Raw genomic sequence first — 21,700 nt, forward strand, 5'->3', positions numbered from 1 at the left:
CTACTGCCGAGCATACGGATTAAAGCGCCCATTAGGCTAGCTAGTCGATGGCGCGCACGGCAGCAAAGGCCGTGCGTACTATCTCATGCTTGGCGTGAGCACTCAGTGATTCTTCGGCCTGGGAGCGGCGGTGGATTTCTTTCATGCTCACCGCGGCGGCGCCCGCACAGGCCTGGAGGATGACCGCGACCTCAAAGCGCGATTTATCCGGAACGCGTTGGTGGAAAGCTTCCAAAACCTGCTCGGATACGACCTGGAATTGTTGGCGCTCTTCGGTGGTATGGCTCAAGTTTTCTAAAGCCTCGCCGATAGTGAAAAGAGAGGTGATGGAATGCAACTCTTTTCCTTCATTTTCGGTGGCATCGAGCGTTACCTGTTCGAAGAATTCAGAAATGGATGAGTTAGGAAAGACGGTGGGCACTTCCTTAGAAAACTCGGCAAGCACATTGGTGCCAAAGGACAACAACGCATCAGAAACCGAGGAGAAGTAGTTATGGAAGGTGCGCGGGGAAACCCCGACGGCGGCAGTTATGCCTGAAACCGTGGCAGCTTCAGCGCCACCCTCGAGGACGAGGCGCGCTGCCGCATCGGCCATGGCCTGACGAGTAGCTCGCTTCTTTTCTTCGCGCAGACTAGTCACGGTGTGTTTCGCCTACCTTTTCTCGTTGGGTGCGCAAGAGCTCCTCGCGCTCTGAGTGCAAAGCCTCTCCCTCAATATCCATGTTTGGGGTGATCTTATCCAACCAACGCGGGAACCACCATGCCTTCTTATCCAGCACGAACATGGTGGCTGGGATGATCATCATGCGGACCACGAAGGCGTCGATAAGCACGCCAGCAGCCAGGGCAAAGCCCATGGTCTTAATAAACGGCTCGTCCATCAAAATGAAGGCGGCGAAGACCGAAATCATAATCAGGGCCGCAGCGGTTACCACGCGGGCGCCGTGCTTAAAGCCATTGGAGGTAGCGTTGCCAGCCGTTTTGCCATTGACAAATCCCTCGCGCATGCGGGTGACCAAGAAAACCTGATAGTCCATGGCCAGGCCGAAGGTAAGGCCGATGAGCATGATGGGCAGGAAGGAAAGAAGCGGCTGCGGGTCATCGACGATGCCGAACATACCCTCCTGCCAAATGGCTACGGTGATGCCGAAGGTCGCGGCCATCGACAAAGCGAAGCCGGCTGCGGCGATAAGCGGTACCCAGATGGAGCGGAAGACCAGCATCAAGACGATGAAGGCCAAGCCCAGCACGATGGCTACATAAGGAATGAGCACGTTATTGAGGCGCTCAGAAATGTCATCGAAGATGGGGGTGATGCCGGTGATGCCATAAGAGCCGCCGGTCTTTTCAAACTCACCCTGGTAATCGCGCAGGTGGTTGAGGGTCTCGGTGGTTTCTTCATCGGTGGCGCCAGTGGTTGGCGTGATCATGATCTGTGCAGCATCACCGTTGTCAGTGGTCTGCACGATCTGGGCGTTTTCTACACCCGAAGTGCTATTGAATTCCTGCAGCAGGTTTTGGAACGCCGGCATGCGATCCTGTTCGGACACGTTAGCTACGTCAACGAAGGCGATCATTGGCGCATTGCGGCCTGGGCCAAAGGCATCTGCCGTAATCTCATAGGCCTCGCGCTGCGGGGTACCCGGCTTCGCGGTGCCATCGGTGGGCATGGCCAAGCGCAGCTGGGCGAATGGTACAGCCAGGATGCCCAGCAAGACGACGCCGGCGATAAGATGCAGCCACGGATGGGCGCGCACACGGCGCACCCAACGCAGACCCATGGTGGGCTTTTCGTCCTCTGGGTCCGGCACCTTGGGGCCGGGGACGCGGCCGGCAAAAATCTTGGTGCCCAAAAGTCCCAGCAGGGCAGGGATAAAGGTATTGGCAACGAGCACTGCGATGATGACCGTTGCTGCCGCGGCGATCGCCATGGTGCCCAGGAACGGAATGCCGATGATGGTCAGAGCGGCCAAGGCAATGACCACGGTGGTGCCGGCGAAGACGACGGAACCGCCCGCGGTACCCAGCGCCATGCCCATGGCGTGAGCACGGGTGGCCTTATCCATCTTCTTGAGCTCTGCGGCTAGTTCCTTAGGCGAAAGATCATTGAGGCCAGAGGAGGTAATGAGCTCATTGCGGAAACGGTTAACAATAAATAGTGCGTAATCGATGCCGACCGCCAAGCCGATCATGGAGGCCAAGGTCGGGGTCATATCGGAAATGGTATCCGTGAATACGGTGGAAACCTGCACGCCAAGGATGCCGATGCCCACACCGATGATGGCGGAAATAAGCGGCATGCCGGCGGCGACGAAGGAACCGAAGGTAATCAGCAGCACGATTGCGGCAACGATAAGGCCGATAATTTCGGCGCTGCCACCCATCTCTTGACCAGCGGAGTTAAAAGCATTGCCCTGGTACTTGACCGTGAGCTCGCCCTCGTCGTACTTGTTCAACACATCCGTTACCGCAGTCATATCCTCTTCCGGGATGTCCATGACATTGTCGGAGTTGAAGGTAATAGTGACGGTACCGGTAGTTTTATCCTCGCTGAGAGGGGAGAGCTGTTGCAGGTTCTTCTTCACCTGCTCCTCCGGCATGTGCTGGGCCTTCATTTTTTCGCCCATTTGCTTTTCCATGCCAGCGGCGGCCATAACCGGGCTGACCAGCTTGTCTTGGTCCTTGAGCGCACCGGTGTCCTTGAGGTCACCGAGGAGGTTATCCACCTCGCCGGCCACCTGCTTATCGGTGAGGTCTTTGCCCTCCGGTGCTTGGATAACCACTGTGCCCTCGGGAGCGCTCATGGCATCGGTGTCTTGGCCAAAGCGTTCCATCATCTTGTCTTGGGTGGTGGTCGAATCCATCTCCGGCATGGAGAAGTTGGGGTTCGGCGACTTGGCAAAGCCGGCGGTTAGGCCCACCATGGCCACCAAGACGATAAGCCAAAAGGCCAGGAAGGGCCATACCTTGCGGTATGACCAACTTCCTAGTCGGTAGAGAAATTTAGACATATGCGTGCTTTCTAGTCGAGTGAACGGGCAATGTTATGCGCGCGGATAAGCGCGGATATGCGATCCGCGAGCAAAGATTGCATTTCATAAGAAACATTGCACAGTCTATGCAAAATTACTGAGTGTACGCAAAGGTACGTGTGGTGCATCATAAATTGACGCTCTCGAGAGATAAAACATTCAATCTCTGCAGCGTCGGAGATTTCGGCGTGGAGCGGTAGACTATCCGGCATGCTCCATGCCGTTAGTTTCGCCCTTTTGGATTCCGTTAATGCCTTGCTTATTGGCATCCTTGTGGCCATCGGCATCATCTTGCCCCGCGGTAAGTACCGGCGCATCGCCGCATTGGTGGTGGTAGGAGATTGGGTCGGGGTGCTCGTTGCAGCGGCCGTGGTCATGTTTTTGCTGCTTGGGGTAAAAGATCAAATTGAGGCCATTTTGAGCTCGCCCATTGCCGGCTGGGTGCTGGTCGCAGTTGGCATCGCCGTGGCTATCGGCTCGTGGCGCTCCAAAGGGAAACCCAACGCCTTGGTCAACCGGCTACTAGAGCCGCTCCGCACGCCGTCGCTGATTACGGCACTCATCGGCTTTGTGATGGGTGTGGTGCAATCACTGACCTCGGTGCCTTTTTATTACGGGCTCATGCACTTGGCCACAGAAGATATCTCTCCAGCAGCACAATATGGAGGCCTAGTGTGGTATGCCAGCCTAGCTCTATCCTTGCCTACCATCTGCGGCCTATTTATCGCTGTGGTGCGCGCACATCCCGATTCGGCGGCGGGCAGGCTTTTTGCCGCTGCCCGTGCCAATAGCACCCAAGTGGCGCTCTTTGGTGGTTACCTCGTGGCGATCTTTCTTATCCTCATGGGCGTATTGTCGCTCTAATCAAAGAGGACTTCATCCAGGCTTAATGCCTCATTAGATTGGCGCTGGGCGCACTCCACGTAGCGCGCCGCATGTGGGATGAAAGCTTCCGACTCCTCTGGGCTGAGTTCGCGGCGGACCTTGGCCGGCACGCCGACGGCGAGGCTGCGCGGCGGGATTTCTGTGCCCTCCAGTACCACGGCACCGGCGGCGATAAGCGAGCCCGCACCTATAGTGCAGCGCGAAAGTAGCGAGGAGGACATCCCAACTAAAGAACCTACCTCCACGTGTGCGGCGTGGACCATTGCCATGTGCCCCACCGTGACATCATCTTCCAGTACGCAGGGGGTATCTTCTTCCACGTGGAAGACACAGTTGTCCTGAATATTGCACCGCGCACCGATCCGAATTTCCCCAACATCACCGCGCAGCACGCTGCCATAAAACACGGAGGATTCCGGGCCGATTTCAACGTCTCCAATGATGGTGGCATTAGGGGCAATCCACGCGCTGCGATGGATGCGTGGCTTCTTTCCAGCAAAGGGCAACAGGAGCATGTGCGGATTCCTTTCAAAAGTTATTCGACTACTAAAGCCAAGGCGGGGGAGAGCTCATATTCGCCGGGGCGGGGAAGGTGGTCTAAGAGGGCGTCGGCAAGCGCGGGCGTAAGCGGAATAACCCAGCCGCGCCGGGGATCCTTGATGGGCAGGGCATCCTTCTTCGCAGCCGGGAAATGAACCGTTGCGGTGGGAGAAACCAGGGTGGCCGACTCGCGGGAGCGGGCTATCTCGCGCAGAACCTCCGCGCCGGGCTGATTGGTGACCACTATGATCAATGAGCCGGCGGTGTGGATTTCCAGCCTTTCCACCTGGGCAGTGGGGGCAGTGGAATCGGGGTGCGCTAAGCGCGGGGACTGCGTGCCGGTGAGCCGAGCAAGTGCATCTTTTAATCCCATAAGCCTCTAGCCTAGTGAGCGCGCACGGTAACGGTGTGGCCGCGCTCTAGATCGAAGTAGGTGCGTTGTCCCGTGGCGGCAACGTGCTCGCGAGCGAGAGATTCGTCTTGGGTAACCGACGTAGCAAAAAATACTAAAGGGCCGCCTGGGTGGCGCCAGGTACTGAAATAGCGTGCGCCCTCTCGCCTGGCTCGTGCGAGGGCTGTGCGTATCGCGTCCGGAGTGGGCTCATCTGCTTTCAGTAGCGCCGTTGCGGTAGGGGCGTAGGCAAACCCGGTGCGGGGTTGCTGGCCGGTTTCGATATCGAAGGTGCCTTCCTCGTCCGCGAGTAATTGCCGGAAAATGCGCTTCATTGGGTCCAGCGTAGTATGGGGCATCATGATTGACGCTAAGAACACCGCACTCGTTATCGAAGGCGGCGGCATGCGCAATTCCTATACCGCCGCCTGCATGGTTAAGCTCATCGAAGAAGGCGTGGACTTTGGTTGGGTAGGCGGTGTTTCAGCCGGGGCATCCCACACCGTTAATTATTTATCGCGCGATGCTCGGCGTGCGGAAGAGTCGTTTACGGACTTTGCCAAGAATCCTAGTTTTGGCGGTGTGGGGTCGCTGGTGCGTGGAACGGGCTATTTTAATGCGGAATATATCTACGAGCGCGCCGCGGATAAGGACCTGCCTTTTGATTGGACGGCTTACCGCGAGCACCCGGCCGATATGGTGCTGGCGGCAGCGCGGGCGGATACCGGCGAGTCCGTTTATTGGACTCGCGAGGATGTCCACACCCCAGAGGATCTTTTTGTGCGGGTGCGAGCCTCTTCCACGCTCCCGCTGATTATGCCGATGCGTTTTATTGACGGCGCTCCCTATGTCGACGGCGCTTTAGGCTCTTCCGGCGGCATTACCATCGCGCAAGCGGAGGAGGCCGGCTACGAGAAGTTCCTTTTCATCGGTACTAAGCCGCGTGGGTATGTACGTCCTGAGGTGGCGCGCCCGGCCTTAATCCGCCGCATCTTCCGCAGGTACCCCGCTATTGCCGACGCCCTGATAGCCCGCCCCGCTATCTACAATGCCGCCAAGGACCGCCTTGTGGAATTGGAACGCCAAGGCAAGGCCCAGCTATTTTTTCCGGAGGACATGCAGGTCGTCTCTACCGAGCGCAATGTGCACAAGCTGAGCGTGAATTATCAGGCGGGCAAAGCCCAGACCTATACGGAGTGGCCGCGGTGGAAGGAATTCCTCCTCGACTAGTTCACTTTGGATAGTTGCTGTGAGATGTACCGCTGCTGGGGGTGGTCGGTCGACGGTGAAACTGGTCTAAGCAGTAGCGATGCCGAGTGCAGGCTTTGAAGAAAGTGTCTTTCACGTGGCACTTTGCTGGAAAATGCCTAAACTATTCCAGCGTGTTAGCAATTTTTGATGGAAATATATGGCTGAGCATCTTTTTCATAGTGCTGCTCGGCACGTTATTTGGCATGATTCCTTTCGGGCCGCTGCGCTTTGGCGCGGCCGGCACGCTTTTTGTGGGTTTGGCCCTCGGCTCGTTTATTGACCTGGACAAAGACATCCTAAGCTCCCTGCAAGAGCTGGGCTTGGGACTCTTTATTTATATGCAGGGGCTCTCCGCTGGTGAGCGCTTCTTCAAGGGCCTTTCCAAGCAGATGAAGCACATGCTCACGGCGGCCATTGCGATTGTGGTGGCTGCGGGCGCAGCCCTCCTCTTTGGTGGCATGCTGGGGCTGGATACCTTGGCTTCCGTTGGTGTATTTGCCGGCGCCACGACCTCGACGCCGTCGCTGGCAGTTGCCCAGCAACAAACCGGTGAAGAGCTACCCGCCGTGGGCTACTCGCTGGGCTATCCCGTGGGCGTGGCGGTGGCCATTTTGGTCGTGGCATTCCTGCTCAAGCAGAATTGGCCCGCCAAGCACGATAAGGACAATTCTGCCTCCAAGATCTTCCGTTCCCGCACCATTCGCGTTACCAAAGACGTGAACTACGATGATTTGGAAGAACAGTTCAAGGATCACTTTGTTATCGCTACCATTCGCCGCGGTAATAAGGTCCGGGTTGCCGGCGATCGCCCCGAATTGCACAAGGGCGATATCCTGCGCGTGATGGTCACCAAGGCTAAGGCCCGTGAGCTCACCCAAATGCTGGGCAAGCGCCAGCCGCAGACTCCGTTCGTGGATAAGCGCCTGGTCATCGAAACCGTGGCGGTATCTAACCAGGATATTGCCGGTCGCACCGTAGAGGAGTTGAACCTGTTTTCTCGCTATGGCGGCCGCATCGTGCGCGTACAGCGTGGCGACGAGGAGTTCCTAGCCAATAATGAAACCCACTTGGCCTCTGGCGATACGCTGGAGCTCATCGTGAAGTTTGACCGTTTGGGCGATATCCGGGATTACTTCGGTGACTCCGTTAAGTCCTACTCCGAGTTGAACTGGGTGGCACTAGGCGGCGGTCTTTTCTTGGGCTACCTGCTCGGCCAGGTCGTAGTACCGATGCCGGGAGGCGCTTCCTTCGAACTGGGCTTTGCACTCGGACCGCTGATTACCGGCCTGATCCTCGGCGCGCTGCACCGCACCCGCCGCATCCCGTGGCAGGTTCCGGCCTCCATTAATACCGCCTTCCAGCAGTGGGGCCTCGTCATCTTCTTGGCATCCGTGGGCCTATCTTCTGGTGAGGCATTCCTGTCCACCGCATTCTCCTGGATGGGGCTGAAGTGCATGATCCTTGCTGCCATTGTTACCTCGGTGGCTGCTGTGTTTTTCGCCGTGGCGAATCGCTTCATGGGGCAATCTGAAACTCGCACCGTCGGCGGACTCTCCGGCATTTTTGCCCAGCCAGCCGTAGTCAATTACGCCACGGGGCTTAGCTCCGACTCACGTATTATGATCGGCTACGCCGCCACGATTGTGGTGGCACAGGTGGTCAAAATCGCCGTTGTCCCAGTGATGTTGATGCTTTAACCGGGCAACCGAACAAGGCCGCTTCCCAAGAATGGGAAGCGGCCTTTTGCTTGTCTTGTAGAGAAAAGAAAGCAGTGCTGCTTTAATCCGCCACCAGCGTTTCCATGGTCAGCTCTGGGTGTTCTTTCTCAATGAAGGCGAGCTTCCACTTGTCACCAAAGAGCGCGATGAGCTCGCCGTCTTGGCGGGTGAAAATTTCCACGCCACGCTGACGGCCAAGCTCTGGGGCGGATTCGGCATCGGTGCGGCGAGCTACGGAATAGGGGATAGGCTCGGTGACGGTTTCCACGTTGTATTCGAACTCCATGCGGGCCTGCATAACCTCGAACTGCATGGGGCCGACCGCCGCCATGACCGGCGAGGCATCGCCACGGGCTTCGTTCTTGAGAATCTGAACCACGCCCTCGGCTGCTAGCTGATCCAGGCCCTTGCGGAAGGCCTTGTACTTGCCCAGCGACTTCGCGCGCAGAATCTGGAAAGCCTCCGGGGCGAATTGTGGCATCGGCTTGAACTGGACCTTTTTGCCGGAATAGATGGTGTCACCAGGGGCGAGTGAGCCGGCGTTGACCAGACCCACGATATCGCCGGGATAGGCGGTGTCCACGGTATCGCGTGTGCGGCCGAAGACGGTCAGGGCATACTTGGTGGAAAAGCTGCGGCCAGACTGGGCGTGGTGCACCTGCATGCCGCGCTCAAACTCGCCGGAGACCACGCGCATGAAGGCCAAATTATCGCGGTGCTTTTGGTCCATGCCTGCCTGAACCTTAAAGACGACGCCGGAGAAATCATCGCTTACTTCGCGGACCTCATCGATAGCACTGGTGGCAGCCTCAACCGCTTTAGGATCAGATTCGCGCGAGTGCGGGGCCGGGGCAATGGCACACAGCGTATCCAGGATTTGGTGCACACCAAAGTTCAGCATCGCAGAGGCAAAAATGAGTGGGGAAGTCACGCATTGCTCAAAAAGCTCCTGATCATGCAGGGCACCATCGGCGGCGAGGAGCTCGGCCTCTTCGACCGCGGTTTCCCATACATCTGCTTCCTTCTCACCGGCGGCATCCGGATCGAAGTGCTCTTCTGGAGCAATGGTGGAACCGCCAGCGGTGCGGATAAAATGGATATACTCATCGGCCTCGCCGTCGTCATTGATATGCGCCAGACCGCGGAAATCACCGGCTATGCCCACCGGCCAGTACAGCGGAGTGGGCTGCAGCTGGATTTCGTTGACGATCTCATCGACGAGCTCCAAGGGCTCGCGGCCTACACGGTCCCACTTATTGATCACGGTGACGATGGGCAAGCCGCGGGCCTTGCAGACGCGGAAGAGCTTGAGGGTCTGGGGCTCGAGGCCCTTGGCGGCGTCGATAAGCATGACTGCCGCATCTACCGCGGTGAGCACGCGGTAGGTGTCTTCCGAAAAGTCCGCGTGGCCTGGGGTATCAACCAGGTTGATCATGTAGGGCTCGCCCTCGTGTCCCTCGGGCGCATACTCGAACTGCAGCGCTGAGGAAGCCACGGAAATACCGCGGTCCTTCTCCATGTCCATCCAGTCAGACACGGTGGACTTGCGGTTGCCCTTGCCGTGGACCGCGCCGGCCTCGTTAATAACGTGTGCGTGTAGCGCCAGCGCCTCCGTCAGCGTGGACTTACCAGCATCCGGGTGGGCGATGACGGCAAACGTGCGGCGGCGCGAGGCCTCAGAAACGACAGAACTCATGCGGCATAGTCTAGTGGGTTTGCGCTACCACTCCACATTGAGGCGGCGCCCCAAATCATCAAAGACGCGGCGGGCTACCGATAGCTTCTTCGCAATGGGACGCTGCAGGCCGGGTTTGCGCTTGTCGTTGTAGTATTCGCCGGATTCGAAGTGGATGCCTTCCGTGCCGGTCAGGTAGTAAGCGAGGTTATCGCCGCCTTCGGCAGGCTTGCCAAAGGTTTTGCCGATCAGTCCGGAATATATTTTGGACATCATGCCAGTCGAGGACTTGGAGAAGTCCGTGGCCAGCACGCCCGGGTGGAAAGAGACTGCATTAAGCCCGTGGGCATCGAAATAGCGGGTAAGCAGGATATCCCCCAACTTCGCGTTGCCATAAGCACGCTCGGGGCTAAAGCGCTCCACAGTATCGGGATAGTTTGGCTCAAAGTAGGACATGAGAAAATTGGCCAGCGAAGCGGTCTGCACCACGTTGGCAGAATCTGCGCGCAGCTTCTCGCGCAGCAAAGAGGTCAACAGGAAAGGCGCAACCACGTTGACCTGCCAGGTGCGCTCAAATCCATCAGCAGTGGTGGAGGGGCCATCGAAAATGCCGCCAGCATTATTGCCTAGCGCATGGATATGCTCCAGCTCGCTCAACTCTCCAGCCAGGCGGCGCACCTGCCCCAAAGACTCGAAATCGGCAAGGAAGTACTGGCCGCCCACTTCCTGTGCCACCGCGCGAGTCTTTTCCGGGTTGCGGCCAATAATAACCAGGTTGTCTTGCGGGCGGGTGCGGTGCAACTGGCGTGCGGCCGCGGCGCCCAGCCCGCCCGATGCGCCCGTAATCACAATCGTCTTGGCAGTGCTATGTGGCGAAGTCATAGCCCCAATCTTAACTTCGCGGCGGGGGTGGTGCCTGCTAGCAGTTTCCTTGCACCCCAAGCAGGTCTATACTTCCGCTCGTGAAACATCTGCTTTCCATACGGCAGTGGGGACCGGCGCGCTTAACCGCCGCCGGCTTTCTTTTGCTCATTTTGCTGGGAACGGTTTTGCTCATGCTACCGTTCGCCGAGGCCGGCACCGCCCGCGCTTCTTTTCTGTCTGCGCTTTTTACCGCTACGTCTGCGGTATCGCTAACCGGACTTATCGTGGTGGATACCGGTAGTTTTTGGAGCCCGGCCGGCCAAGTGATCATCTTGGCACTCATCCAACTGGGTGGCTTGGGCATCATGTCCCTGGCCTCGCTATCCGGCCTGCTTTTTACCGGCCGGATTAGCTTCAAAGCACGCAAAACGGGCGCCTATGAGGGGCGCCCCATTGCTCCTGGCGGAATTCGCAAGACGCTGATTTTTACCTTTGCCTTTACCGCCGTGGCAGAGATCATCATCGCTCTCATCGTGGCTGCGCGGTTGATGATTGGCTATGGTCATTCCTTTCCGCGCGCGGTATGGGAAGGCATCTTTCACGCCATTTCTGCATTCAATAACGCGGGATTTAGCACCAACAGCGATAACCTAGTGCCCTTTGTTGCAGATGCCTGGATTCTGCTGCCCTTAGCCGCCGCACTGATCGGTGGCGGCTTGGGATTTCCGGTATGGGCGGAGCTGGTGCGCCTCGTGCGCCGCAACCGTTACGTGGTCCACCGCATCTCCATTACCGCGCGCATGACTCTGGTTGCTACGACCGTGCTCTTGGTAGCGGGTGCGGTCTTTTTCGCCTGCATGGAATGGACCGGACTGTTGTCGTCCATGTCGCTGGGAGAAAAATTGCTCAACTCTTTCTTTGCCAGTGCATCTCCGCGCACGGCCGGCTTTAATGCCATCGATTACGGGCAGGCTCACCCCATTACCCTGATGGGCACCGATATTTTGATGTTCATCGGCGGCGGGTCTGCCGGTACCGCCGGCGGCATCAAGGTCACCACCGCGTGCGTGCTCTTGGCGGCGATGGCGGCTGAGTTCACTGGGCGCGAAACCACGACCATCGGGCACCGCAGCCTTCCGCGCTCGGTAACCCGCCAGGCCCTGGCTTTGAGCTTTGCCGGAGTCATGGTGGTCACACTCGGCGTGGCGGCCCTGCGCTTTTTTGATCCGGAATTCAGTGGTGACCAAGTCTCTTTCGAAGTACTCTCCGCATTCGCTACGGTGGGTTTGTCCACCGGAATTACCGCCAGCCTATCTGCACCCTCGCAGATAGTGCTGTGCCTCATCATGTACCTGGGCCGTGTTGGCCCAACCACCTTGGTAGCGGCGCTGGCGGCAAAAACCGTAAGTCGGCGTTTTAGCTATCCCGAAGAAAGGCCGTTCCTTGGCTAATATTCTCAAGGCGCTGGGCCGCACCCGCGCCGGCATCGATATTCCACCCGTCGTCGTCATCGGCTTGGGACGCTTTGGCTCCTCGCTAGCCCATGAGTTGATGGCCAATGGCGTTGAGGTCCTTGGCATCGACTCCAGCGAAAAGCGCGTGCGCGAGGAAGCGCCTTACCTCACTGAGACCATTGCAGCAGATACTACTGACCCGGAAGCCTTACGTCAGCTGGGCGTGGAGGAAGTCGAGCGCGTCATCGTTGCTATCGGCTCCCACCTAGAAGACTCCATTCTTACCGCATCTAACCTGGTGGAGCTGGGGGTGAAAGATATCTGGGCCAAGGCAGATTCAGAGGCGCATGCGCGCATTTTGAGCCAGATTGGCACCCACCACGTCATCCGGCCAGAGCGAGATACGGGCCGCCGCGTGGCCTACCTTTTGGGCGGGCGTTTCCGGGATTTTGCGGAGATTGCCACCGACTATGGCGTGACCCAAATGGCCGTTCCTAGCTCATTGGTGGGCCGACCGCTCGACCTTTCCGCCATCTGGCGCACCCACCGCGTGCAATTGGTTTCGGTGCGTTGTGCGGAAGGGCAGTGGGCCCCGCTTGCCGACGCCACCGAACTTGCCCCCACCGATTTCATCGTCGCCGCCGGCAGCCCGCAGGCCCTAGAGAAATTCTCCCAGTGCTAGCGCGAGTGGTTAACGCGAGTGGATCTGGTTTTGGGCTTTGCTTAGCCCTTCGGTCACGATGAGCCGAGCCGCCTTAGCTGCAGTGGCAATGGCGTCGTCAAAGTCCGCGCCGGTATCCACCGGGCCTAATACATAGTCTGGAATCGACGAGCCCTTGGGCGGCCGTGCAATGCCAATTCGTACACGCAAGTAGTCGCGCGTGCCTAAGCGCTCGGTGAGGGACTTTAGCCCGTTGTGCCCGTTTTCATTGCCACCCTGCTTGAGCCGGACCTTATTGGCCGGCAGATCGAGCTCATCGTGGAGGACAATCACATGGTCTGGAGCGATTCCTAATTGCTGCGCTAGCGGTGCCACAGGATCCCCCGACAGGTTCATAAAGGTGCCCGAACGCACGGCAAGTACTTTGTGGCCCTCCCAATTAAGTGAAGCTACCTGCAGATCTAGCCCGCGCACCGGTTCGAGGACATCTCCGCCTGCAGCCAGTAGATCGTCGATGGCCATATAGCCCACATTGTGGCGGGTAGCGGCATACTTCGCGCCGGGGTTGCCCAAGCCCACGATAAGCCAGTCTGCCTCAAGCTCGGACGGTGTGAGTCCTAGTTGCGGCTTATCCTTCGAGCCAAAGATCCGCGCGAAAAAATCTCCTAAAGCTGCCACTGCGCTAGCTTCCTCTCTCGGTAGGGTGGGGTGGTATGAGTCAGGTTATTAGCTCCCTTTCCCGTAGCGTAATTCCCGCGCCAATGGCCGGTGGCCCCACCACCCCGGAACTGGTGCACGCAGCTTATGCGGCTGGGTCTTTCGGCACCCTAGGTTTGGGCTCTGCCAGCATCGACTCTGCTCGCACACAGATAGAACAGTGCGCCGGAATTCCGTTCGGGGTGAATCTCTTTTGCCCACAGGAACCACTTACCGAGCCGTACTTGGCAGCCGCACGCGAGCTGGCTCAAGCAGAAAACCAGCCGCTACCCGAGCCCGACTATTCCTTTGGCTATGAAGAAAAGCTGGAGCTAGCCCTGCGCGGCGGCGCCCGGGTGGTGTGGTCCATGTTTGGAACCTTCACACCCGAACAGATAGAGCGAATCCACGCTGCGGGCGCAGAGGCGTGGACCACCGTTACCACCCCTACGGAGGCAATTGCGGCCGCACGTGGCGGCGTCGACGTGCTCTGCGTCCAAGGTCCGGCGGCTGGTGGACACCGTGGAACATGGGAGCTTTCCGCAACCCCGGATTCCCGGGACTTAGAAGAGCTAGTAGCCGATGTGCGCGCCGCTTCTCCAGAACTTCCCCTTATCGCAGCCGGTGGCCTGCGCACCGCGGCTGATGTAGCCAACGCTATGTCCTGGAGCGGAGTTGCCGCCTGCTCTTGCGGGTCCGCCTTTTTGCTCGCTGCCGAGGCTGGCACGAGCGACTATAACCGGCAGCTTCTTCGCCGTGGTGGGAAAACCGTGTCCACCCGTGCATTCTCAGGCCGCTTCGCCCGCGGTTTGGAGACCGAGTACACCCGGAGACACCCTGACTTGCCCCCGGTCTACCCACTTTTGAATCCGGTCCTAAAGAAACGCCGTGCGCAGCACGATGATGCCGTATCCTACTGCCTCGTAGGTACAGAGGTAGGCAAAATAAACGGGGGTACTGTGGCCGACATCCTTAACCGACTATGCCAAAACCCACACTAGTAGGCGCTAATATTTAGGTTTGAAGATTTAATGCCACCCCCGTGACAGAAAAGGAATGAATTTCGTGACTGCGAACGCACATGTTGGCCATGATGATTGGAACGAGCGCCTCGAGCTGGCGCAGCAGATGATTCCACTCATCCACCAGCTGCACCGCAACAATAACGTTGTCACCACCATCTTCGGCCGCCCGCTGGTGGGCCAGACGGATATCGACATCATCAAGTCCCACCGCTACGGCCGCCGCATTGCGCAGCGCCACCTGTCCACGGCGGAGACCCTGCCAATCCTGGTGGAATTGGCGGACATGAACCTAGGCGCCGCCAGCGTTGACCTCGGCCGCTTGGTACTGGGCTGGGAGGAGTCCAACGAGGAAAACCTCCGCATGTACCTGGAAGGCGAGCTATGCGAGATCGTCGGTGCAGGCGTGGATTTGGAAACCACCGACGTCGTCCTCTATGGCTTTGGTCGCATTGGCCGACTGCTTGCCCGCCTGCTCGTCGCCCGCGAGGCAGCCTATGGTGGAGTCCGCCTGCGCGGCATCGTCCTGCGCAAGAAGGGCGATGGGGACATCCTCAAGCGCGCCTCCTTGCTGCGCCGCGATTCCGTCCACGGCGCCTTCAACGGCACCATCTCCGTGGATGAGGAAAACGAGGTCATCTGGGCCAACGGCACCAAGATCCAGATGATCTACGCTAACGATCCCTCCGAGATTGACTACACCTCTTATGGCATCAACGATGCCATCTTGGTAGATAACACTGGCGCGTGGCGCGACCGCGAGGGCTTGTCCCAGCACCTCAAGGCCAAGGGCATCTCTCGTGTGCTTTTGACTGCACCGGGCAAGGGCGATATCAAGAACATCGTCTACGGCATCAATAACGAAAAGATCACCGATGAGGATCAGATCCTCTCCGCCGCGTCCTGCACCACCAACGGCATCACCCCAGTACTCAAGGTCATCAATGACCGCTACGGCGTAACCCACGGCCACGTGGAAACGGCGCACTCGTTTACCAATGACCAGAACCTCATCGATAACTACCACAAGGGTGATCGCCGTGGCCGCGCCGCGGGCCTGAACATGGTGCTTACCGCCACCGGTGCAGCTAAGGCTGTGTCTAAGGCCCTGCCGGAGTTCGAAGGCAAGCTCACCGGCAACGCCATCCGCGTTCCTACCCCGGACGTGTCTATGGCCGTGCTTAACCTTGAACTGGAAAAGGAAGTAGACCGCGAAGAGGTCAACGACTTCCTGCGCAACGTTTCGCTGCACTCTGACTTGCGTCAGCAGATTTCCTATATCGCCTCCCCAGAGGTTGTTTCCTCTGACTTCATCGGCAATACCCACGCTGGCATTGTCGACGGTGTTGCCACCATCGCCTCCGGCAAGCACCTCGTGCTTTATGTGTGGTACGACAACGAGTTCGGTTACTCCAACCAGGTAGTACGCATCGTAGAAGAGCTGGCGGGTACCCGCCCGGTTGTTCTGCCGAAGCGCGTTTCTCCTGCTGAGCTTTAAGGCTCAATGATTTTAAGCCCGCGGTTACCCGCGGGCTATAGTCGTTTTAAGGGCTAAGGGCTTATACGTTTGTGACTCGGCGTGTTGGTGGGGCTAGATTTGACCTTCTTGGATGCTGATTGAATGGTTGGGGCACCCCTAGCCGGTGTAGCTGAAGTCTCGGTTTCACCGCCTTCAGGCGATCGGATTGTCAAAGACTTTCCTATTGCGCAAGACTCCACGCTTGAGGGTGGTATTCAACGATTCTGCTAGGGGTCAGGCCCGGTATTGATGGTGTCTTTGGCTATATGTCGGCCAAGTCTGTCGTAGGTATACCAGTAATAATGCGCAGCACCATTCCAGCCAGCTGACTAGTTTTTAACGTGTCAGGATAAAGCTTCTTTTTAGTCGTCGAAGTCTATTCCTGCTGCTTCGGCTTGCTTGAGCCTTTGTTGTAGGTCGTTTGTGTTGTTGAAGAGTTCTGTGAGTTGGTCGTGGAGTGGTTGCAGGATCTTGGTGGTGCCAATGAGGCTGAACATGCCTGCTTCGCTGTCGAATTCGATGCCGTTGGTGGTTACGTTTGCTTGTCGGAGTAGGTACTTGGCGAGGTTGTCGAGGAAGTAGCCGTTGGGTGTGTGCCCTGCTTGTTCTATGACGCCGGCTGCTTCTTCTGGCATGGTGTCCATGGCGGCGAACAGGGTGGTCATACCGTCGATTTCTGCGAGGTGGAAGAGTGGCTGGTCTTCCTGCTGTGAGTCGGTTTGCATAGTGTCGTGTTCCTGGCTTTCAATGAAGTCGGGGCGCGTGGGGCGCGGGGTATCGATTAGACCGTAGTAAGCTAGTGCGTCTTCAAGGGCATATTCGATTTCGCGGTGCCCGCCTAGGACATCGGTCATAAAGTAGGTGCCTTCTGGGGCTTCATCCGTGGTGCCGCCTTGCGGCGGGTTTGTGTCGTGGATCGTGTAGTTGATGATCCGTCTTTCCTTTGGCATCCATTCATCTTCTTTTGTTGTGGGGACGAATGCTTGCTCCTCTGGTGACCATAAGTCCGCGAGTGTGTAGTGGAAGTAGTTGTCAAAAGGGATGGTATTAGGATGGCTTTTCGCTGGGATTCTCTGAAAAGGTCCGCCTTTTCTGAAGTCACTCTTGACGATCTGAATTGGCGGAATAAGCAGTTCGTTCTTTTCGACGAGTGGAAACCAGGTTGTATCTGATGGATCGCTGATGAGCGCGCGATAAGGGTGGAGCATTGCGGCCGCACCAAAGAATGCTTCGGTGGAGGCGACGCCAACAGGGATGTAACCGAGGGTGGTTTTCATCAGGTAGAGCTGTCCCGCTTTAGGGCGGCTGCCTTTAGGGCTGTCTAAAGAGAATTTTAGCATCTAGGGGGCCTGACCTCCGGAAAGTAGACACGTCGGGGTTAGCTATGCTGCTTGGATCAGCATAGCTGATGTGAGTGCTTCGAAGTCATCGGGAGCTAGAAGGTTGCATCAGGAGTGTCGTCTGCGCGTGTTGTAGCGCATGCACCGAGCGTGTCAAGTTGTTTGGGTCCTGACCCCTGTTTGGTAGATTACCTTTCTTCCCAACCCAACCGGGCTGGATATCAGGTGTCTACCAAACAGGGGTCAGGTCCGCCTGTTTATCCGTAGCTATACACCCACTGCTCGAATGTCTTGAAGGGGCCTTCAACGTAGTCCTTTTCTTGAAAATCGTACATTCCACATATAACCGACCCATTGGGCTTCTGTTCGAAGACGCCCCAGACAAAACCGTCATCATAGGCTACTGGGAAGAAGCGTTTTGAATCGACAAGATCGGCTGACCGGAAATCCTCTAGAAACCCTTCGAAGGCGTTTTCATAGACTCCATATGGGGCAGGTGTGAAGAAATTTAACGATGGCGGAGAAAAGGCCGTGTAATGCTTCCAGAATTGGAAGTATTGTTCGGGAATCCAAGATGGAGCCACCGATTTCAGCTGAGACAGTTCACTTTTACTTAGACCGTGGCCGTACAAGTATGAGAGTAGCTTATCTGAGAGTTTTTCTGACCGGTCATAAATAGTCCAATGCCTTTTCTTTCCAGTATGTGTGTCTCCACTCCCTAAAGAATGCGCGGTAGACAGGGGGACATCTGTTGGAAACTCGCTCCTATTCATTCCGTGGAATATATGGAGAAATTTAGCGTTTTCTGTGTGTATCTGTTTTGTAATTTCTACCACGGCTGATCGATCATCTTGTCCGATATGGTGCAAATTCACTGTGTTTCCATCTACCCCTATTGGGGCGCGCCCATGCCTCATTAAATCGACATTGGTGCCAATTCCACTACCAATTTCCCGAGGAAGGTACACCTCTTTGTGCGGATTGAATACCTGTCTACCAGTCTGTTGATATACAACCTTCCCTTGAACTTCCTTGGCCGCCCAACAGCCGTGCAGTCCCAGCACGTCGACCCAGTGTGCTGCGTGGTCGACATACCCCTGTGCGGAGGCGAGCCGTGGTGCAAGTCCGAGTGGGTCTTGGGCGTTATAGGTACCCAAGGTGGGACTGTAGTAGCGGAACCGGTTGTACGCCCAGTCTGATTCAGCATCTTCATATTGGCTGGCAAACAGCAGGGGACTGGTGCACCGACCAGATCATGTGCGTGTGCCGTAGAGGGTTTGGGTGGTGTGTACCTCTAAGACTCCAGTGGTGGTGTTGATGGTGCTTTGGGCCACGCGTCGGACGAGTCCGTCGTAGGTGTAGGAAAGGAAGAGGCTTCGGTCGCTGACTCTGCTAGAAACTCACTAGACTTAAGTCTCTGATGCGGGGCTAAATGTTAAGTGCAAACTAAGCGGCACTAACTCGCCCTCACTATTTTTCGTGAAACCTTTCGGGGCACTTAATGCGATTTCTGTGGAGCCGGACCATGGTAAGGAGTAAAGAGCTCCGACAAATCCCTCCGAGCCTGCAACCTGGCTTTCAACTACATCTGATATTTCTATTTTCCCATCAAAAGTATCAATGACATGCTTGGAGAAAGCGTTTTGCTCTTCGATGGGTGTATCGGTAAAGCAAACAGTGGCTGAAAATCTCTCGCCTATCTCTAGATCTGGAAGCGCTACTGCAAATGCGCCCTTGGCTCTACCGACCGGCGGATTATCCGACCAATGAAGTTCGGTTCCAGTAGATTCGTCGCCAAACACTTCAAAAATGTAGTTTGTTGGCTCGATCTTAATGAGAAAGGATTTCAATCGTATACTCCTAATCAGTTAATTTTTCTCTAAAACAGCCACCGTCGCCATTTTTGTTAGAACGGTAGAAACTGGACGATGATCCTCTACTTCTCTGCACAGAACGTGACACTCCTTTTACGGTTGCTCTTGCACCTCCCTGTCTACTTGGTGCGTACGGAAATTCATCGGGGCGCTTCATTGTGCTGATGCGAGGCGTAGGGCGAGCCCGAGTGGGTCTTGAGCGTTCTAGGCGCCCAGCGTGGGGTTGTAGTAACGGAGGCGGTTGTAATCCCGCTCGGATTCAGTATCCCGATACTGGCCGGCGAACAACGGGGGCTCGTGCACCGGCCACTTCAGATGCTTGAGCCTAACCCCTGGCGTGTCCACTTTCCGGGGTCAGGACCCAAAGCAGTTGTGCCCCTGGCGGTAGCCCTATTGATGGTTAATTCTACTGCTTATGCGATAAAATAGACGATCTAGTAGGAAAGATTGGGGGAATTGATGAATTTCTTGCGATTTAAAAAAGGCTTTATTGTTGCAATATAAGCATCTAGATAAAAGGTTCGGTAAGCGCTCTTTCAAGTAGGGTATCGATCAAGATGTATTAGTGGAATTAATCGATAGGAAATAGAGTTGCTGCGACTACTTTTAATGTTCTAGATTGGCATTTGAAAATTCTATATTTTTGACAGTCTTGCTTGGAAAAAAGAATTTTCCAAACTTCTCTGATCGCCTTTGCGGTGCCTTGGGTGCCTTCCCTCGGCTATTGATTAGAAGCGATATGAAGGATGTAAAATCTTTTGATACTTGGAAAACTTTCCCTTCGTCTTCATATAGTATGCTTCCGATTGAAAACTCTTCATTGGAGAGGTTAATTAAAAACTTGTCCTCGGGGGGATTGCTTGCTTCGCAAAAGTAAAATCCCCAGTCATGGAGCCAAGTAGGGTCCAGTTGAATGGCATTTTCCCATATGTCGATTGGTGTCGCGTTTCCAAAAATCATGGTTGCTTCAACTTCGAGAGCAGTTGAGTCGTTTGTCCTGAGCTGTACATGTGAGTAGGTCTCGGAAATGACTCCACCTCCATGAAGGGATAAAAATTCTAGATAGTCTTCAGGCAGAGATGAATCTACGGTTCGCTTTAATTCTGAAATTTCCTCCTCAGTAAACGGATCGCCATTAATTGAGAAAAAGTCTGACGGAAGTTTCATTTATTTATCCTTTCTTGCCCCAAAGCCTAAATCCACCTTTGTGAGATGCTCTGTGTGCGCCTTTTTCAACTAGCTGCATTCTTCCAGTCTCCTGATGGTGGTGCCAGGTCAACCCGTCAGCAGAGCGATACTCTTGCGAGGCTTAGTTTGCCGGCCGCAGCGCTTTAGTTTTAAGCAGCCGGATGACCATCCACGTACCAGCCGTGGCGAAGATTCCTGTCAGCACCACCGCAAGAAAATAGCGGGCAGGGGAATCCGCGTTCATGGGCCATGCGGGGAAGGCGATCAACCACAGCGGGGTTCTAGCGAGGATGTCTCCGCCCAGGGTCACGGAGACGATAGTGCAGACGATGCACAGTGCCAGGCCACTCATGATGCCCAGACGAATCACGATGAGAAGAGAGAATACCGAAATCACATACCCCACCCCAATGGCTAGAGGCAGTTGGATGATCGTCGTTGAAGCCGGGCTGCCAGAAGCACTAAGCGCGAGCGAAGCGCCCATGCATACTGCGGATACTATCCCGAAAAACCACCAGAGGAGGGCGCTGGAACAATGGCGGGATTCCATGTGGCTGAGCGGCCATACCGGCGCGAGTAATGGCCACACCACAACCGGTAGCACACCTGCCCCTACAGGGAGAAGCAGAAAAATAAAGAAACCCTGGACATAAGTCGGAGGATAGAAAAGGGCAAGAAATAGCAATGCCAAGGCACTTAACGCCACGCAGGCGATAACCGCTGGGCTGCACGCCGCCCGGTGGAGACCAACTAGCGCGCCTGCAAAGCGGGGGCGGGCGGTGGCACGCGGTGCTGTGGCTGGGCGCCACGTGGCAGTGGCGCCGCTAAAGGCAGGGGTCGTCTGGCCGCGGCGAGGTAAGGCGAGGCGGCGCAGGCGGCGCGAAGTGACGATGGCCGCATAGATGCCCATTACTGCGAGAAGTAGCGTCAGAGCGAGGGCCGGCAGCGGACTTTCTTGCAGGAGCGGATCGCCTGGATCCAAGGGCACGGAATTTTGATGAATATGCAGTGAATGAAGCAAGAGCCGCATGGGCCAAGCTGGTGGAAAAACCCACCACGTAGGGCCTTCGACGACCTTGGAAGTCACGCTTAAAACCTGCCAGATAACGCTGAGTATTAGTGTCGCGCCAAGGCCATAGCGCCGCGAGCAGGCAGAGGCAAGGCCAGCAATGCCAATAGCACCGAGGAAAGAATAGAGCCCGGCGAGTGCCACAAGGTGGTGCTGTTCGCGGCCTTGTGCGAACACTACTGCCCAGGACACCCCAAAGTTGAGGAGATGGAACGCGGCTAAGCTGGCGAGCACTACCACCAAGCGTGCAGTGTGTTCGTAGCGAGTAGTGAGGCGGCGCCACCAGGTGCCGCCGCCACGGGCGAGAACCTCTCGGCGCTCTGTAACTGCGGCAAATACCGCAATGAGCGGCGCGTACATGCCGGTGACAAACATAGATTGCCAGCCGAGAACACCGGTAGCATCCTTAGCCGGGGAAGCGAAAGCAGAAAAGACTATGGTCATTAGCGCAAGCGGTAAGGCGAGAAGAGGTAGCCACTGCACAGCGCTGCCGCGGCTGCGTATCAGCTCTGCCGAAAGGT

Annotated in this window: 21 protein-coding genes and 2 pseudogenes; 7 read left to right on the top strand and 16 right to left on the bottom strand. The window is 56.6% G+C overall.

Annotated features, from left to right (window positions below):
- Nucleotides 1-40 precede the first annotated feature (40 nt).
- Together MHK04_RS04655 and MHK04_RS04660 are read right to left on the bottom strand one after the other, a co-directional pair.
- Nucleotides 41-640, bottom strand: a complete 600-nt coding sequence (locus MHK04_RS04655) for a TetR/AcrR family transcriptional regulator (protein ID WP_239207993.1) — start codon at nucleotides 638-640, stop codon at nucleotides 41-43.
- A complete protein-coding gene (locus tag MHK04_RS04660; protein WP_239207994.1) occupies nucleotides 633-3,011 on the bottom strand; it encodes an MMPL family transporter in 2,379 nt (792 codons plus the stop codon). Before MHK04_RS04660 ends, MHK04_RS04655 begins: the two co-directional genes overlap by 8 nt.
- A gap of 231 nt (nucleotides 3,012-3,242) precedes the next feature.
- Between MHK04_RS04660 and MHK04_RS04665 the strand changes: the two genes are divergently transcribed.
- Complete coding sequence (locus MHK04_RS04665) at nucleotides 3,243-3,896, top strand: hypothetical protein (RefSeq protein ID WP_200287906.1); 654 nt, start codon at nucleotides 3,243-3,245, stop codon at nucleotides 3,894-3,896.
- On the opposite strand, the gene MHK04_RS04670 is transcribed toward MHK04_RS04665, so the two are convergent.
- Genes MHK04_RS04670 through MHK04_RS04680 form a run of 3 tightly spaced genes read right to left on the bottom strand, consistent with a single transcriptional unit; the run spans nucleotide 3,893 to nucleotide 5,183 of the window.
- Complete coding sequence (locus MHK04_RS04670) at nucleotides 3,893-4,432, bottom strand: gamma carbonic anhydrase family protein (protein ID WP_200287904.1); 540 nt, start codon at nucleotides 4,430-4,432, stop codon at nucleotides 3,893-3,895. The two genes, MHK04_RS04665 and MHK04_RS04670, sit on opposite strands and share 4 nt — an antisense overlap.
- Before the next feature lie 20 nt (nucleotides 4,433-4,452).
- Complete coding sequence (locus tag MHK04_RS04675; RefSeq protein ID WP_200287902.1) at nucleotides 4,453-4,830, bottom strand: hypothetical protein; 378 nt, start codon at nucleotides 4,828-4,830, stop codon at nucleotides 4,453-4,455.
- Between the two features lie 11 nt (nucleotides 4,831-4,841).
- The gene (locus tag MHK04_RS04680) at nucleotides 4,842-5,183 is read right to left on the bottom strand and encodes a hypothetical protein (protein WP_234288113.1); all 342 of its coding nucleotides are present in this window, start codon (nucleotides 5,181-5,183) and stop codon (nucleotides 4,842-4,844) included.
- Nucleotides 5,184-5,208: 25 nt separating this feature from the next.
- Here MHK04_RS04680 and MHK04_RS04685 point away from each other — a divergent pair, with 25 nt between their 5' ends.
- Both MHK04_RS04685 and MHK04_RS04690 read left to right on the top strand, forming a co-directional pair.
- Nucleotides 5,209-6,078 (top strand): patatin-like phospholipase family protein, encoded by an 870-nt coding sequence (locus MHK04_RS04685; RefSeq protein WP_239207995.1) that lies wholly within the window; start codon nucleotides 5,209-5,211, stop codon nucleotides 6,076-6,078.
- Between the two features lie 152 nt (nucleotides 6,079-6,230).
- On the top strand, nucleotides 6,231-7,796 hold the full coding sequence (locus MHK04_RS04690) for an aspartate-alanine antiporter-like transporter (protein WP_239207996.1): 1,566 nt from the start codon (nucleotides 6,231-6,233) through the stop codon (nucleotides 7,794-7,796).
- A gap of 82 nt (nucleotides 7,797-7,878) precedes the next feature.
- On the opposite strand, the gene MHK04_RS04695 is transcribed toward MHK04_RS04690, so the two are convergent.
- The gene (locus MHK04_RS04695; RefSeq protein ID WP_239207997.1) at nucleotides 7,879-9,513 is read right to left on the bottom strand and encodes a peptide chain release factor 3; all 1,635 of its coding nucleotides are present in this window, start codon (nucleotides 9,511-9,513) and stop codon (nucleotides 7,879-7,881) included.
- 24 nt (nucleotides 9,514-9,537) lie between these two features.
- Nucleotides 9,538-10,374 carry an SDR family NAD(P)-dependent oxidoreductase gene (locus tag MHK04_RS04700; RefSeq protein WP_239207998.1) on the bottom strand — a complete coding sequence of 279 codons (837 nt, stop codon included), beginning with the start codon at nucleotides 10,372-10,374 and terminating at the stop codon, nucleotides 9,538-9,540.
- 80 nt (nucleotides 10,375-10,454) lie between these two features.
- Between MHK04_RS04700 and MHK04_RS04705 the strand changes: the two genes are divergently transcribed.
- Together MHK04_RS04705 and MHK04_RS04710 are read left to right on the top strand one after the other, a co-directional pair.
- Entirely contained in the window at nucleotides 10,455-11,807 is a 1,353-nt protein-coding gene (locus tag MHK04_RS04705; protein ID WP_023021932.1) for a TrkH family potassium uptake protein, read from the top strand.
- Nucleotides 11,800-12,492 (top strand): potassium channel family protein, encoded by a 693-nt coding sequence (locus MHK04_RS04710; RefSeq protein ID WP_023021931.1) that lies wholly within the window; start codon nucleotides 11,800-11,802, stop codon nucleotides 12,490-12,492. The genes MHK04_RS04705 and MHK04_RS04710 overlap by 8 nt, the downstream gene beginning before the upstream one ends.
- Nucleotides 12,493-12,501: 9 nt before the next feature.
- Here the strand turns inward: MHK04_RS04710 and pth are convergent, their stop codons facing one another.
- The gene (gene pth / locus MHK04_RS04715; protein WP_239207999.1) at nucleotides 12,502-13,149 is read right to left on the bottom strand and encodes an aminoacyl-tRNA hydrolase; all 648 of its coding nucleotides are present in this window, start codon (nucleotides 13,147-13,149) and stop codon (nucleotides 12,502-12,504) included.
- Between the two features lie 35 nt (nucleotides 13,150-13,184).
- Between pth and MHK04_RS04720 the strand changes: the two genes are divergently transcribed.
- On the top strand, nucleotides 13,185-14,168 hold the full coding sequence (locus MHK04_RS04720) for a nitronate monooxygenase (RefSeq protein WP_234288112.1): 984 nt from the start codon (nucleotides 13,185-13,187) through the stop codon (nucleotides 14,166-14,168).
- 64 nt (nucleotides 14,169-14,232) lie between these two features.
- Nucleotides 14,233-15,687 carry a glyceraldehyde-3-phosphate dehydrogenase gene (locus tag MHK04_RS04725; protein WP_375545473.1) on the top strand — a complete coding sequence of 485 codons (1,455 nt, stop codon included), beginning with the start codon at nucleotides 14,233-14,235 and terminating at the stop codon, nucleotides 15,685-15,687.
- 383 nt (nucleotides 15,688-16,070) lie between these two features.
- On the opposite strand, the gene MHK04_RS04730 is transcribed toward MHK04_RS04725, so the two are convergent.
- From MHK04_RS04730 to MHK04_RS04755, 8 genes and pseudogenes are all read right to left on the bottom strand, one after another.
- Nucleotides 16,071-17,048, bottom strand: a complete 978-nt coding sequence (locus tag MHK04_RS04730) for an Imm51 family immunity protein (protein WP_200287886.1) — start codon at nucleotides 17,046-17,048, stop codon at nucleotides 16,071-16,073.
- A gap of 257 nt (nucleotides 17,049-17,305) precedes the next feature.
- Entirely contained in the window at nucleotides 17,306-18,112 is an 807-nt protein-coding gene (locus tag MHK04_RS04735; protein WP_239208000.1) for an HNH/ENDO VII family nuclease, read from the bottom strand.
- Nucleotides 18,113-18,280 (bottom strand): annotated as a pseudogene (locus MHK04_RS04740) (RHS repeat-associated core domain-containing protein); the annotation flags it as partial. It lies immediately after the preceding gene.
- Between the two features lie 177 nt (nucleotides 18,281-18,457).
- Nucleotides 18,458-18,898 (bottom strand): hypothetical protein, encoded by a 441-nt coding sequence (locus MHK04_RS04745; protein ID WP_200287880.1) that lies wholly within the window; start codon nucleotides 18,896-18,898, stop codon nucleotides 18,458-18,460.
- Between the two features lie 10 nt (nucleotides 18,899-18,908).
- On the bottom strand, nucleotides 18,909-19,181 hold the full coding sequence (locus MHK04_RS12335; RefSeq protein ID WP_441303151.1) for a NucA/NucB deoxyribonuclease domain-containing protein: 273 nt from the start codon (nucleotides 19,179-19,181) through the stop codon (nucleotides 18,909-18,911).
- Nucleotides 19,182-19,528: 347 nt separating this feature from the next.
- Complete coding sequence (locus MHK04_RS04750; protein WP_200287878.1) at nucleotides 19,529-20,089, bottom strand: SMI1/KNR4 family protein; 561 nt, start codon at nucleotides 20,087-20,089, stop codon at nucleotides 19,529-19,531.
- Between the two features lie 4 nt (nucleotides 20,090-20,093).
- Nucleotides 20,094-20,213: pseudogene (locus MHK04_RS12250) on the bottom strand (HNH endonuclease); the annotation flags it as partial.
- A gap of 18 nt (nucleotides 20,214-20,231) precedes the next feature.
- Nucleotides 20,232-21,623 carry an ABC-2 family transporter permease gene (locus MHK04_RS04755; protein WP_234288111.1) on the bottom strand — a complete coding sequence of 464 codons (1,392 nt, stop codon included), beginning with the start codon at nucleotides 21,621-21,623 and terminating at the stop codon, nucleotides 20,232-20,234.
- Nucleotides 21,624-21,700: the final 77 nt, after the last annotated feature.

The organism is Corynebacterium nasorum (genome assembly GCF_022345765.1).
Lineage (GTDB): Bacteria > Actinomycetota > Actinomycetes > Mycobacteriales > Mycobacteriaceae > Corynebacterium > Corynebacterium kefirresidentii.